Source organism: Streptomyces sp. NPDC088762, assembly GCF_044750905.1.
In the GTDB taxonomy this organism is placed as follows: domain Bacteria; phylum Actinomycetota; class Actinomycetes; order Streptomycetales; family Streptomycetaceae; genus Streptomyces.
In genome coordinates this window covers 1-12695 of the sequence record NZ_JBIVKT010000003.1, presented here as the reverse complement: position 1 = coordinate 12695, position 12695 = coordinate 1, and the positions used below count along the sequence as shown (strand labels likewise).

General features: G+C 69.7%; 12 protein-coding genes, 1 tRNA gene and 1 pseudogene. 6 read left to right on the top strand and 8 right to left on the bottom strand.

All coding sequences use genetic code 11. The features are described from left to right. Positions 1 to 132 precede the first annotated feature (132 nt). Positions 133 to 906, top strand: coding sequence for a GAF and ANTAR domain-containing protein (locus ACIP5M_RS08300; protein ID WP_401193613.1), 774 nt, complete (start codon positions 133 to 135; stop codon positions 904 to 906). Beyond that, on the top strand, positions 903 to 1445 hold the full coding sequence (locus tag ACIP5M_RS08295) for a hypothetical protein (RefSeq protein ID WP_401193612.1): 543 nt from the start codon (positions 903 to 905) through the stop codon (positions 1443 to 1445). Before ACIP5M_RS08300 ends, ACIP5M_RS08295 begins: the two co-directional genes overlap by 4 nt. Before the next feature lie 55 nt (positions 1446 to 1500). Here ACIP5M_RS08295 and ACIP5M_RS08290 read toward each other — a convergent pair whose 3' ends face one another. The 6 genes from ACIP5M_RS08290 to ACIP5M_RS08265 form a co-directional block, all read right to left on the bottom strand. Then, positions 1501 to 2265, bottom strand: a complete 765-nt coding sequence (locus ACIP5M_RS08290) for a helix-turn-helix domain-containing protein (protein ID WP_401195033.1) — start codon at positions 2263 to 2265, stop codon at positions 1501 to 1503. Between the two features lie 160 nt (positions 2266 to 2425). Further along, positions 2426 to 2854, bottom strand: a complete 429-nt coding sequence (locus ACIP5M_RS08285) for a MarR family winged helix-turn-helix transcriptional regulator (RefSeq protein ID WP_401193609.1) — start codon at positions 2852 to 2854, stop codon at positions 2426 to 2428. Beyond that, positions 2854 to 3270, bottom strand: a complete 417-nt coding sequence (locus ACIP5M_RS08280; protein ID WP_401193606.1) for a polyketide cyclase — start codon at positions 3268 to 3270, stop codon at positions 2854 to 2856. The genes ACIP5M_RS08285 and ACIP5M_RS08280 overlap by 1 nt, the downstream gene beginning before the upstream one ends. A 243-nt stretch (positions 3271 to 3513) precedes the next feature. After that, a complete protein-coding gene (locus ACIP5M_RS08275) occupies positions 3514 to 3801 on the bottom strand; it encodes a hypothetical protein (protein WP_401193604.1) in 288 nt (95 codons plus the stop codon). A 384-nt stretch (positions 3802 to 4185) separates the two neighbouring features. Continuing rightward, a protein-coding gene (locus ACIP5M_RS08270) for an IS5 family transposase (protein WP_401193602.1) occupies positions 4186 to 5036 on the bottom strand; the annotation gives its coding sequence in 2 pieces (ribosomal slippage) (positions 4186 to 4697 and positions 4697 to 5036; 852 coding nt in all). Positions 5037 to 5076: 40 nt separating this feature from the next. Further along, positions 5077 to 5916: a phytanoyl-CoA dioxygenase family protein gene (locus ACIP5M_RS08265; protein ID WP_401193599.1), complete on the bottom strand. Its 840-nt coding sequence runs from the start codon at positions 5914 to 5916 to the stop codon at positions 5077 to 5079. A 120-nt stretch (positions 5917 to 6036) separates the two neighbouring features. On the opposite strand from ACIP5M_RS08265, the gene ACIP5M_RS08260 reads away from it, so the two are divergent. Both ACIP5M_RS08260 and ACIP5M_RS08255 read left to right on the top strand, forming a co-directional pair. Continuing rightward, positions 6037 to 6903 carry a GyrI-like domain-containing protein gene (locus tag ACIP5M_RS08260; RefSeq protein WP_401195031.1) on the top strand — a complete coding sequence of 289 codons (867 nt, stop codon included), beginning with the start codon at positions 6037 to 6039 and terminating at the stop codon, positions 6901 to 6903. A 411-nt stretch (positions 6904 to 7314) separates the two neighbouring features. Next, positions 7315 to 8286, top strand: a complete 972-nt coding sequence (locus ACIP5M_RS08255) for a hypothetical protein (protein WP_401193597.1) — start codon at positions 7315 to 7317, stop codon at positions 8284 to 8286. A 472-nt stretch (positions 8287 to 8758) separates the two neighbouring features. On the opposite strand, the pseudogene ACIP5M_RS08250 reads toward ACIP5M_RS08255, so the two are convergent. Continuing rightward, positions 8759 to 9547: pseudogene (locus ACIP5M_RS08250) on the bottom strand (glycosyltransferase family 2 protein); the annotation flags it as partial. 1183 nt (positions 9548 to 10730) lie between these two features. Between ACIP5M_RS08250 and ACIP5M_RS08245 the strand changes: the two are divergent. Both ACIP5M_RS08245 and ACIP5M_RS08240 read left to right on the top strand, forming a co-directional pair. Further along, positions 10731 to 11510 carry a helix-turn-helix domain-containing protein gene (locus ACIP5M_RS08245; protein WP_401193594.1) on the top strand — a complete coding sequence of 260 codons (780 nt, stop codon included), beginning with the start codon at positions 10731 to 10733 and terminating at the stop codon, positions 11508 to 11510. 190 nt (positions 11511 to 11700) lie between these two features. Then, complete coding sequence (locus ACIP5M_RS08240; protein ID WP_401193592.1) at positions 11701 to 11976, top strand: hypothetical protein; 276 nt, start codon at positions 11701 to 11703, stop codon at positions 11974 to 11976. A 67-nt stretch (positions 11977 to 12043) separates the two neighbouring features. Here the strand turns inward: ACIP5M_RS08240 and ACIP5M_RS08235 are convergent. After that, positions 12044 to 12116 (bottom strand) — tRNA-Cys (locus ACIP5M_RS08235). Between the last annotated feature and the right edge of the window lie 579 nt (positions 12117 to 12695).

Here is a 12695-nt window from a genome sequence, read left to right as displayed (position 1 = left end):
GGGGCAACGACTCGGGGCGGGCGCTGGCGGCCGGTCGCGCTGGAGATGTCCCTTCGGGTTGGGTTCCGCAGGCTCCTGGCGGCACGGGGCGCTGACCATCTGCGGGCTTTGGCCCTGAAAGGGAAACTGATCATGTCCGTCGCTCCCACGCCCGGTCTGCCGGATGTGACCTCGATCCTGCTGGAGACCGATTCCCTGGACAGCTTCCTTCAGAGCCTGTCCGACGCTGCTCTGACACTGGTGCCGACGGCTGAAGGCTGCGGCATCACCCTGGAGCGCCAGGGTCGCCGCCCCATCACCGTCGTCAGCACCGGCAAGCACGCCCCCGAACTCGACGAAGCACAGTACGGACAGGACGACGGGCCGTGCCTGCAGGCCCTGCGCACGGGCGAGGAAGTGCCGGTGGCCGACATGCTCGGCGAAACGCGCTGGGGTCCGTACCCTGCCTACGCCGCCGCCCTCGGGACACGATCCTCACTGTCGTTGCCGATCGCCGCACACACCGACGCTGCCGGCGCCCTGAACATCTACGCGGGCAAGCCGGACGCCGTCACCGACGCCGACCTCACGGACCTGCGAGCCCTCGCCGCCCAGGCAACCGGGGCCATCGCACTGGCCCAACGCATCGCCGACGCCCGCGTCTTCGCCGCCGACCTACAGACGGCCATGGCCTCCCGCAGCGTCATCGACCAAGCCACCGGAATCATCATGGGCCAGCAGCGCTGCAGCGCGGAAGAGGCCTTCGCGATCCTGCGCACCGCCTCCCAGCACCGCAACGTCAAACTGCGCGACCTGTGTACCGACCTCGTCACCAACATCACCGGTACCCCGCCACCGGACGGCCAAGCACTGCGCGCCCGCCCGCCGGACGGCGCCCGCCGCTCGGACGGCCGGAGAACCACGTGAGCCCGGGACTGCTGCACCTGCTGGATCAGATGCCGGCCACGCCGGTGCAGGTGATCAGCGATCTCGGTGACGTCCTGGCCCAGAACGCGATAGCCGAGGCTCTGCTGGGCGGGATGTGCTCGGTGTCCGAGCACGGCCGCAACGTGGTCTGGCGCTGGTTCGCCGACCCGGCCCAGCGCGCCGCGTACCCAGTGGAGGAGCACGAGTACTACAGCCGACTGCATGTGGCGGACCTGCGGGCGGCCGTGGGCCGACGCGCCGGCGACCCCGCCGCGGCGCGCCTGGTGGAGCGGCTTCTGGAGCTCGGGGAGGAGTTCGCCTGCCTGTGGGAGCTGCACGAGGTTTCCGTGCGCCGGGCATCGCGGATGCGCGTCCTGCACCCGCTGATCGGCCCGGTCGAACTGGACTGCCAGGTCCTGCTGGCCCCGGAGGGGGACCAGCGCGTCGTCCTGTACACCCCGCCCGTCGGCAGCGACACCGCCGAACGCCTCGCCCTCCTCAAGGTCGTGGGCACCGGCCAGTTAACCGCGTCCGGCTGACGTCCACACGCCGGGGCGGTGGACCGCCCGGGCGGCAGGAGTTGTCGTCAAAGTGTCACGCCCACATCAGGAGTGATGCGAGGGTGCCGGCTGCTCGGTAGGACTGGGCGGTCTTGTCGTACCTGGTGGCGATGCCGCGCCATTGGTTGAGGCGGTTGAAGCACCGTTCCACTAGGTTGCGGCGTTTGTAGACCTGCTTGTCGAAGGCGGGCGGGCGGCCGCCTGGGCTGCCGCGCCGGGCCCGGTTGCGGACCTGGTCGGACCGCTCCGGGATGGTGTGTGCGATGCCGCGGCACCGCAGCCAGGCTCGGATCGCCTTCGAGGTGTAGCCCTTGTCGCCGATGACGCGGTCGGGCCGCACGCGTGGCCGGCCCGGCCCGATCCGGAAGTCCGGGTCGCGGATGAAGATCCAGGACCGGTACTGCCAGGGCTTGATCGCGTCGGCCTTGAGCCAGCGGCGCACCGTGGAGGCCGACATGGCCGGGGCGATGGCCCTGGCGACCACCTCGCGGGCCAGTTCCGGGCACGACCAGCGCGACAGCGGGGTCCCGGTCTCGGCGGGTAACTGGCAGGCCAGCGCCTTGACTTCGGCGACCTGCAGCGGGGTGAACGAGGGCGGTCGCCCCGAGCGCCTGCGGTCGGACAGGGCAGGCAGGCCGCCGCCGGCGAACCGGCTCCGCCAGGTGCGCACCGTGTCCACGTGCATCCCCGTCTGCGCGGCTATCCGGGAGTTGGGGCACCCTCGGGCCGCCAGCAGCACGATGGTTGCCCGCTGCCGGGCCTGATGCGGGGTCTTGTGACCGTAGGCCATCTTCTTCAGCCGGTGGCGCTCGAAGGGGGTCAGCACGACGGCCACGGCGGGGGTGACAGGCATGAGAGGAAGGCGGCCGTTCCTTTGGGGACGGTGGGGCTGGCCTGTTGCAGATGCCACCGACCGGTGGGTTCGGGCTCGGTGGCCTGCGGTTGTCGGTGAGGGCGTTTCAGGATTCGGGATGAGCCAGGCGGCTGAGCAGGGCTACCGCGTCGTCGAAGGGCACCGGCTGGAAGAACCGCGCGTCGGCGCGCTCAACGGCGGCAATCGCGCGTGGGGCCAGGTCGGCGCCGGCGCCGGTGACGCGCAGTCGTTTGGCGCGGGTGTCGGCCGGGTCGACTTCACGCCCGATGAGTCCTTTGTGTTCCAGGGTGCGTAGTACCTGGGAGGTCATCTTGACGTCGGTGCCGGCTTGGCGGGCGAGAGCCAGCTGGTTGGGATGCTCGCCCTGGGTGTTGAGCCACCAGGCGCAGGCGAGCAGCACGAACTGCACATGGGTGAGATCGAGCGGGGCCAGAGCTGCGGCGATGTCACGCTGCCAGCGCAGGGTGGCATGCCACAGCAGAAATCCGGGGCTGTCGCCGGGGCTGAGGGGCATCAGCTCAGAGCCAGTTCGGTCAGCGCGGCCATCGTGTCGGGCCAGTCGGCGGTGATGCCCGGGCCGATCTGCGGGCCGACCTCGTCGGCGCCGGTACCGGTGATCTCCATCCGGTACACCACCCGGATCCGGTCTTGGTCAATCCGGTCGATCTGGTGGGTGGTGCGCAGCAGCAGGCCGTTGAAGCTGGCCTCGTCGACGAACAGTTCGTCTTCGACCGCCTCGGCGATGCGCAGCAGTACCGGGCCGTCCCCGGGCGGCGTCATCGTGATCTGCGTGCCCGCCGCGAACGTGCCACTCATCTCGATCTTTTCGATCTCGGCGTTCCACGTGCCCCAGTTCTCAACGTCGGCCCAGAGCCGCCAGATCGCCTCGGGGGTGGCGCTGGTCTCGATGCTGTGCTCGTACTCCCACATGAGTGGTCTCCTCGACTAGATGTTCTGTCCATAGATTATCTGTGCAGAGATTATCTGTCCAGTGGTGCACGGACCCCATCCCGCAGTGCCCCGATCCCACCCGAACCACTGCCCGCGCCCGCACCACCGAGGAGGTCCTAGCCCACACATGCGAGCTCCGCCTCACCGCCCAGGCATCCTCCCGGCCTCTGGCACGGCACCCACCACTGCGGCAACCCCCAAGGGATTTCGAGAGTCGACCACTTAGACGGTCAAGACCGCGACGCCGCGCCTGAAGTCCACCCCGAGCTGGGACGCCCGCTCGGACAGCACCGTGTCGACCGCGTCAAGGTCCGTCGCCATGACTTCGGGCGCCGGGCCCGGTAGCCGGAGGGGAAGGGAGGCAAGGTCGACCTGTTCCCCGTCGAGCATGATGCCGGCGAAGTGGCCGACGAACCGGGGGCGGGCCGGCGCGAGCCCTTCGGGGGCCGGACCGAACGCGTCTTGAACGCCCGACGCAGAATGGCTACCCGGCGTGACCGCAGCGGGCACGAGCGGGCACGTACGGGGACCGGAGCGGGGGATGACGGAGAAGGCCACGGCTCTCTATGAGGAGTTGAGCGCCCTGGAGCGGCGGGCCAGGGCGGCGCGCCGGGCCGAGGGCATGCCCTTTCACGTCGCGAGACGGCCAAGTTGGTCCGCCGGTACGCAACGACCAGCAGCACGCGGTCCTCGAAGCAAAGCGTCCAAGGACCTCCCCGGCACCCTCCGTCCCCGCCCCACTCCGCGCCCGCAGCGCCGGGTCCCAGGTCCTCCCATGCCCGCCCCCCGTAACCACTGCACCACCGCGCACACGAGCCGCGCCGACCGGCGAAGCCCCGCCAGGAACCTGGCGGGGCTTCGCCGTCCTCGCAGACATCACCCTCACCCGATGTCCTAGGGCCTGTCCGCAATGTCTGCTGGGAGCCATAGCCGCAGGCATGCGAGGGTGACCAGGGCTTTGTAGTGGCGGGCGCGTTTGTCGTAGCGGGTGGCGAGGGCTTTGTTCTGCTTGAGCTTGTTGAAGCAGCGTTCGACGACGTTGCCGCGCCGGTAGACGCCACGGTCGAGGCGGCACAGGCTCTCACCGCGTCGCAGGCGTCCGCTGATCTGGTCGACGCGTTCGGGGATGGTGCAGGCGATGGCGCGCCTGCGGAGGTAGGCGCGGATCTTCCGCGACGAGTAGCCCTTGTCGGCGACCACCCGGACCGGACGGGTGCGGGGCCGGCCGGGCCCTCGGCGCTTGATGCGGATGCGGGCCATCACGGGCTCGAATTGGGTGCAGTCGTTGACGTTCCCGCCGGTGACCGTGAACGCGAGAGGGCGTCCCTGGCCGTCGCAGGCCAGGTGGATCTTCGTGCTCAGCCCGCCGCGGGAGCGTCCGAGTGCTTCACCGGTCCAGGGCCCCCTTTTCGGGCCCCGGCCGCATGCTGGTGGGCCCGCACGATCGTCGAGTCGACACACGCGATCGACCAGTCGACCTCGCCGACCGCGTCCGAGTGCTGCTGGACGTGGGACAGGAGCCGGTCCCAGGTGCCGTCCGCTGACCAGCGGCGGAACCGTTCGTAGACGGTCTTCCACGGTCCATACCGCTCGGGCAGGTCCCGCCAGGCCGCACCTGTGGACAGCTTCCACAGGATCCCGTTGAGGACCTGCCGACGGTCCCGCACCGGACGACCCATCCGGGACGGGGCCACGAGCGGCTCGATCACCGCCCACGCCTGATCAGTCAGTTCATGACGTCGCACCACGAACGGCGTAACGACCAACCCACTTTGCGGACACGCCCTAGCGCTCGATTTGGCGGAGCTTTGCCCTCTGGTCGCCGGGTCCGGCGTCCTCCCCGTCGGGACCGGGGGTGGCCTGCCCCAGGCCCCGGCGGATCGCGATCTCCACGGGTGAGTACGCGCCGTCGGCCCGCTCCAGTTCGTACGGCGCGGTCGGCATCAGCGGCGGCTGGGCCATGAAGCGCGGCCGCGCGCCGTGGTGCGGCTGTGCCGCGTGCACCAGGAACGGATGGCACAGGAAGACGTCCCCCGGGGAACCGGTGGCGAGGGCGAGAGGCCGGTGGGCGGATGCCGCTACGAGGTCTGGCGCGATGGCAAGGCCGCTCGCACCCTCCTCCCCATACGGCTCCAGCACCTTCGGCACGTCGAGGTGGGAGCCGACCCGGATCCGAGTCGGGGCGTCCTCTTCCCCGACCTCGCTGAACAGAAACAGCATCAGCAGGGCCCGGCCGCGTGAGCGGAGATTGGTAAAGGGCCAGGTCTCGCCCTCCACCGCATAGCTGCCCTCGATGTGCCAGCCCGCGTCGCCGGGCTCCTCATCGTGCGGGAAGCGCAGCGGGAAGGTTCCGAGCGAGTAGCGCGGCTCCCAGCGCCCGGCGCCGACCAGCAGGTCGTACGCCTGGTGCAGGGCCGGGGAGTTGGGTGCGGCGGCGAACGGTCCCTGTGCCATCCCGCCGACCCAGTGCACGGGCTGCGTCCACGTCTCCGGGTCGTCCGGGTCGCATCCCGTCTCCCGCCACAGCAGCCGCGTGCAGCTCGCGGCCACGCGGGGCGCGACGGCGCCCTCCAGCTTGACGAAGCCGTCGCGGAGGAAGCGAGATACCAAAATCGTGTCGTCCATGCCTCCATCGTGCGGCGCCGCCCGTCCCCGTCACCCGACACTTGCCGCACCGCTTTTCTCGGGTGCGGCGTGCAGGACCTCGCCTGATTGAATCGATGGTCGGAGATCTTGGAGGCGAGCGTGCTGGAGCGGCTCAATCAGGCCATGGAGCGCATCGAGCGGCAGCTCGACAGCTCGGTCGACGTAGGCGAGCTGGCGCGGGTCGCGGCCACCTCGGAGTACCACCTGCGGCGGATGTTCTCGGCGCTCGCAGGGATGCCGCTGTCGGAGTACATCAGGCGCCGGCGGCTGACCATCGCGGGCGCGGAGGTACTGGCTTGTGAGCGGACGCTGCTGGAGATCGCGGTGCGGTACGGATACGGCTCGGGCGAGGCATTCGCGCGGGCGTTCCGCGTGGTGCACGGCGTCGGGCCCGGCGAGGCGCGGCGCACCGGCGCGGCGCTCAGCTCCCAGCCCCGGATGACCTTCCGCCTCATCGTCGACGGGAGCAGCAGCATGCGCTACCGCGTCGTGCACAAGCCGGAGTTCAGTGTCGTCGGGGCGAAGGCCCGGGTGCCGCTCGTACACTCGGGGCCGAACCAGGCGATCATCGATTTCGTCCGCGGGATCGGCGACCAGGCAAGGGAGCTGCTGGAGAAGCTGTCCGACCAGGAGCCGCACGGCATCCTCGCGGTCTGCGACGACCTCGATCCCAGCCGGGCGGAGGGCACCGACCTCGACTACTACCACGGGGTTGTCACCTCGGCGTCCGCGCCGGAGGGCATGGCCACGCTGCCCGTGCCGGCCGGGACATGGGCGGTCTTCACCACCTCGGGGCCGGCGCCGGAGGCGATCCAGGCGCTGTGGCGTGATGCGTTCACCGAGTGGTTCCCATCCAACCCGTACCGGAGCCGCCCCGGGCCGGAGATCCTTCGTACGCGAATGTCGGCGGACGGCACCGAGGCGGAGGCCGAGCTATGGCTGCCGGTGGAACGGGAAACCGATTGATTCCGGATTCCCTCCCTGGCCCTGTTCGCCGGGGCTGGCGTGCTGGTCCCGATGAGAAGGCGGACAGCCACCGGCCCGCCGACCAGAACGCTCAGCTCCGCCAAGTACGGTGCTCATCCGCCAACTGGCGTGCTCGTGGTGCGAGGGGCAAGGACCCGCAGGAAATGGCCGCAGGAGTAGCAGCAGCTCGGGCGACAGGACCGGCCCGTTCGGCAGCGCCCGCCGGTCCTGGGCCCGGCCCGCCGGTCATGCTGAGCGTGCCAGGCCCGACGCGGCGGCGAAGGAGGCCACCCCGAGTGCCTCTGCTCTCGCCCCTCGAGCCGATGCTCGCCCAGGCCGCCGAGTCCGTCCCCCGGATCCGGCGGCCTGGCGGGCGACCTGGCCATCGAGCAGAAGTTCGACGGGTATCGGGTGCTGGTGTTCACCGCGGCCGGGCCGGGTGGGCGGGTGCTGCTCCAGACCCGCCGCGGCGCTCTGGTCCAAGGCGCGTTCTCCGATCTCGTCGCGGCTGCGGAGGCGCAGTTGCCGCACGGCTTGGTCCTCGATGGGGAACTGCTCGTGTGGGACAGCGAGGCTGGCGCCCTGTCGTCTGAAGGGTTGCAGCGGCGGGCCGCCGCCCGTGCCGGCAGCGCTCCTTCGCTGGCCGCGAACCTACCGGACTCGCCGTCCGCTATGAGGCGACCGTCCTCATCGCAGCCATCAACGAGTGGCTGTGACCCATGCCCATCGGCCCTGGCCTCTGTCGTGCCTTCCCTCTTATGCTGCGTGATCCATGTCGTTTGGGGGATCATGAACTTCACTCGGTATCGCAGACCGTGGGCCTTCCTGCTGCTGACGGTGTCAGTCGTCCTCGGTGCTACGGCCGTGGCGGGACTTGAGTCGGGAGACGGGGGCTCGCTGGTCCTGCTGATCGGGATCCGTGAGTACGTCCTGTTGCTGGGACGGCTCGCCCTGGCCGCGCTGACCGGGGCAGTCCTCTTGGGGCTGACGAAGTCCTCACTGCGGGTGCCTCTGGTCGCCACGCTGCTCGTCATCGGCGCACCGACGTTGCTTCTCGGCGGCTTTGTCTCGGCTGCGTTCGGTGGCTCGGACGAGGAGGTGAAGACTGAGCCGGCTCCCGATCGCGGCGACCGCCAGCTGCTCGTGGTGGCGCGGAGCGGCTCTCTTGACCCGGTTTGGTGCGTCTACGTCGACGAGGGGAAACCACCGCTGGAACGCCGCTGGAGTGTCGGCTGCTTCAACGGCGACTCCGAAGACAATGCGCTCAGCGAGACCGTGTGGACGGCTCCCGACCGAATTCGCATGACCACCCAGGCAGGCGCGGTCCACGAAGTGACCATCGCCCCAAACGGTCGGCCCGACCGGGTCGTTTCCGTCGGCTAGCGACCGAGGTGCGGCACGTCTTGACACCGCTGATGGCTGTGCCTGAAAGCCGGGCGACCTGTCGAAGACTTTCCGAACCAGGTCACTAGATCACTTCCGACACACGGCCTGGCAATGTCCCCTGCACGGGATAAGCCCGCTGGCGATGTACGGCGGCTCTCACTGCCGTGAAAGGGAACGGGAGCGCCACAGGAGGGCATCCGACCAGGATTTCAATGGGTGAAAGCACAACGGGGTCAACACTCACTGATCCCGTAGCGCATGGGCGGTGCCGCCGACCCGTGATGGTCCACGCCGGCGATGGCGTGGGTTCGGTCGGCGCCCTCGCAGCAACGAAATCCCGCCATGCAGCTACGAAGCTGACGGCTCGTCAGTCGCGGGTGGCCATCGCCGACGGGGTGGCCTGCTACGTGGCGTGGCAGAACGTCCCGTACGCCGCGCGTGGCTGGCTCGCGCAGACCGTGTCGCAGTCCTAAACGAGGGGCGGCCGGCCCAGCCGTGCCATCCGTAGGACGGTGCGCCACCGCATGGGCCTGCGTTCGCCGCCGCTGGTCCGAACGCCCTGGGCGAACCCGCCGAACCAGGCCCGCAGTCCGGCCGCCGACCGTGTCCGGGCCACGGTGAGCACGATCCACACGCCGAGGTAGGCGGGGACGAGGGGGGCGGGAAGGTGCCGCTTGGCGAGCCAGACCCGGTTGCGGGCGGTCATCCGGTAGTAGACGGCGTGCCGGGCGGGAGAGGTCCGGGGGTGCTGGAGCACGAGCTGGGGCTCGTAGAGGATGTCCCAGCCGGCGTCGAGCGCGCGCCAGGCGAGGTCGGTCTCCTCGTGGGTGAAGAAGAACGCGTCCGGCCAGCCGCCCGTCTCCTCCAGCATCGGCATCGACAGCGCGTGGCCCCCGCCGAGGAACGTCGTGACCAGGCCGCGCCGCATCGGGTCCTTCGCGCGCAGGCGGGGGATGTGGCGGCGCTGGGTCTGGCCCGTCTCGTCGGCGATCCGGAAGCTGACGATGCCGAGACGAGCCTGGGATTCGTAAAGGTCAGCGATGCGTCGCACGACATCGGCATCGACGAGCAGCCCGTCGTCGTCCAGGTCCACCAGTACGTCGACGTCCCCGAACTCCCGCAGCCGCTGCCAGGCGACGTTCCGGCCGCCGGACACCCCCAGGTTCTCCGCCAGCTCCACCGCGGTGACCCCGTCCGGCAGGCCGGGCAGCGCACAGCCGTTGCCGACCACGACGATGCGTACAGCCGACTCATCCTGCCAGCCAGCGGATGACGGCGGCCTTCCACGTGATCAGCGGGCCACCATCCGTCGCGACCAGCGGCCCGAGCCAGGGACGTCCAACCTGCTCGCAAAGATGGCGGCCGAACCGGCTCTCCCCAGGGAGCGGGCGGGGCAGTCCCGCTCTCCCGCTGTCGGTCCACCCAGTTCTTCGGCGACCGGGCCCAGCAGGACGTCGGCCACGGCGACGATCTCGGGGAAGACCACCGCGTCCCGCGCGATGGCCCGCCAACGTCAACGTCCCCACGAGCCTCATGGCCGTCGACCTGCTCCAGACGACGCGGCCAGATCCGTTCCTGCTCCCAGTGCAGAGAATGCTCCCACCACCGGCACACGACTGCCCGAGCCAGAGCGAACACCTCGGCCGGCTCCACCCCGGCGCGCCGCGCCCGGCGGGACACCCCACCCCACCGCCGCTGCGCCCCGACGACTTCCGGGACCCTCCGCAGGTCGAGATTCTCCAACTGCTGGTCGGCGTCTGCGTCGAGCAACCAGAGACCATGCCGCGTGCAGACCCGATCCCAGCGTTCGGCGTAACGCACCGCGCGATGCGACTGCCCGGTGCGCCGTGCCGTGCACGGCCGGCAGCCGAACGCGACCGGCCCGATGACTGAACCACCAACGCGCCAGAGCGCCTGTGGGGCGTCTCCCTCTCCCTGTGCCGAGAGTCCGTCATCGTCGCTGCCCCAGGACGGCAGCGCACGCCTGAGCGTCTCCTGGCTGACTCTGCTCAGTTCGACCAGCACATCCCGGCCCGCCGGACCGAGCAGGACTTCCGCGTCCGCGCGGAGCGTGCCGCCAGGGTGCCGGGGCTGGTGGTTCTTCCACCGCCAGTGGCCGAGTAGGCAGCCGGGTTCCTGGCCGTAGCGGGCAGCGATCCTGCACATCAAGGACCAGGTCGTTTCTCCACTGAGGGCAGCCGTACGGCGAACGCCCGTCCGAGGTTCACCGGCCTCGCGCATGGCTGCGTGTGTGACCATGCCCATTGGCTGCCCCAGAGGCCGATCAGGAACACCTCGGCACACGCGGCGAGTACGACGGATGGCACCTCTCCACACATCGGTACGGACACCACTGTGGCATCACTGCCATCCGCCGGTGGACCCGCACGCCCGCAACGGGGGACTGACGCCTTGCAAGCGCTTCTGAGTAGGCTGCTGGGATGACGGGGCACCTTGGTTTCGGCGCGATGCTCGCGCGGCTGCTGGACCACAGAAAGCTCACTGTGCAGGAGCTGGCCGACCGGGCCGGGCTGGGCACCGTCGAGGTACGCGCAGTGCTCGCGGGGAAGACCCCGAGCGAGGGGCTGCTCCGGTGCCTTGCGACTGCGCTGGGTTTCCATGCCGTCGATCTGTTCATCCTCGCGGGACTGGAGGTCCCGAACGAAATGGCGCCGCTACACACCGCAGCCTCGCGGTGGGTGCCGTACGTAGTGATGGATGCGGTGCACCTCCCAGCGGCGGGCCGACGTGAACTCCTCAAGCTCATCCGTGCACTGCCACAGGAGGCACGGCATTCCCGATTCGTCCCCAAGCGGCTCGCACCGCTCACCGGCGGTCCGGGCGGTGCGGTCGTCCGCATGTTCCAGTACCGGAATCTGGACTGGATGGGCATAGCGAAGACGCTGGCGGTGGTGACGCCCACATACCTGTCGGCGGCCACTTACGGTGTGATCGGGGCTGGGCGCAAGGAACTGACGCCCCACTTGGTGACGGACTTCGCCGCTCTACTGGGGATCGATGCCGACGAACTGGCCGCACTGACGGGCATTGTTCTAAGCGATGTGCCACGCCCTCCCAGCTCGGAGGCCGTGGACGCCGCGGCGCTGCTGTGGGAGGTGCGCCGACTGTCTGCCACCCAGGCACAACACATCTCCGAGTTGGCGCGCACCATGCGTGAGAACTCCCGCGACGGATACCTCATCAACCTGCCTGGAACGTGACGTCCACCGGCACGCGCTCGCAGGACCCGACGTGCACCATGCCATCTTTTCCTGTCTAAAGCCGGGCACTATTTTGAATCACTGCTTTGTAGGCTGGTTCTTTCGAAGGGGTGGGGTATGGGCTACGGAGCCGAGCAGCGGGAGATCGAGCAGGCGCTGCGCCAGAAGGCGATCGGAGGGGCGTCCACGCTTGGAGATGCTCACCTGTCTGAGAGGCGACCTGGAGACCCGCATCAGCGATCCGGTCGACCGTGACGGCGCGATCTCCTTCTGCATTATTTCGACGTTTACGACGGTCTTCGACCTCGGACTCGCCCCCGGACGGTTCATCGCCTCCTGGGACCGGTTCGGAGGCCACCTGGACGACAAAGAACTGGTGCGGAGACTGGGCCCGCTGATCCTGGCACCGGACGTGGAACCACAACCCTGCGAATGCGACGCCAACTGCGGCGGGTACTGGGTCTGAGGACAAGCCCGCCCAACAGGCCGCAGGATTTGACTCCGTGAAACGGGGTCATCTTGAGAGCACGCGGTGGGGCGGGCCGGATTCGAACCGGCGTCATCCCCCTTGCAGGGGGGCGCGTCGACCTCTGCGCTACCTACCCCCACCGCGCCTGTACAGCCTATGCCAGCCCTGAAGCGGCTTCTGAATGGTGACGGGACCGGTGCTGGCAAGCGTCTGCATGGCCCTTTTGCCCCGGTCGCCGGTTAGGCCGTGGCCGCCCCCAAGCAGGCCCAGGAGGTTTCTGCCGTTGGGTTTCCAGTGCTGGAGGCTTCGCTGCCGACCCCGTCAAGAGAAAATCTAACCGGCACCACTGACGTTGCTGCCGGCGCCCGCGGAGCGGGCTGGTCCTGAAGGCGAAGCCGGAAGGACCCGGGTGGGGGAGCGGAGCGGACCCGCCCAACGGGCCGGAGGCCCGGACTCCGTGAAACGGAGTCACTCAGGCCTGCAAAGCAGGCCATTCGGCTGGAGCGCAGCGAAAGCCGAACAGGTCCGGAGCGCAGCGAAGGACCCCGGCCCGAAGGGCCGGCCATGGCTCGGCGAAGCCGAGCCCCGCCGAGCGCAGCGAGGCGGTTCACTGCCCCGGAGCGAAGCGGAGGGGCAGGGTGCCGAAGGCACCCCGGCCGAGCGCAGCGAGGCCGGTCTCTCCTGAGCGCGCAGCGCTCAGGTACCCGCTCCGCGGG

Coding starts and splice junctions, on each gene's coding strand:
- ACIP5M_RS08300 (WP_401193613.1), top strand. CDS start 133: ATGTCCGTCGCTCCCACGCCCGGTCTGCCGGATGTGACCTCGATCCTG.
- ACIP5M_RS08285 (WP_401193609.1), bottom strand. CDS start 2,854: ATGCCCCTCAGCCCCGGCGACAGCCCCGGATTTCTGCTGTGGCATGCC.
- ACIP5M_RS08280 (WP_401193606.1), bottom strand. CDS start 3,270: ATGTGGGAGTACGAGCACAGCATCGAGACCAGCGCCACCCCCGAGGCG.
- ACIP5M_RS08265 (WP_401193599.1), bottom strand. CDS start 5,916: ATGGACGACACGATTTTGGTATCTCGCTTCCTCCGCGACGGCTTCGTC.
- ACIP5M_RS08245 (WP_401193594.1), top strand. CDS start 10,731: ATGACGGGGCACCTTGGTTTCGGCGCGATGCTCGCGCGGCTGCTGGAC.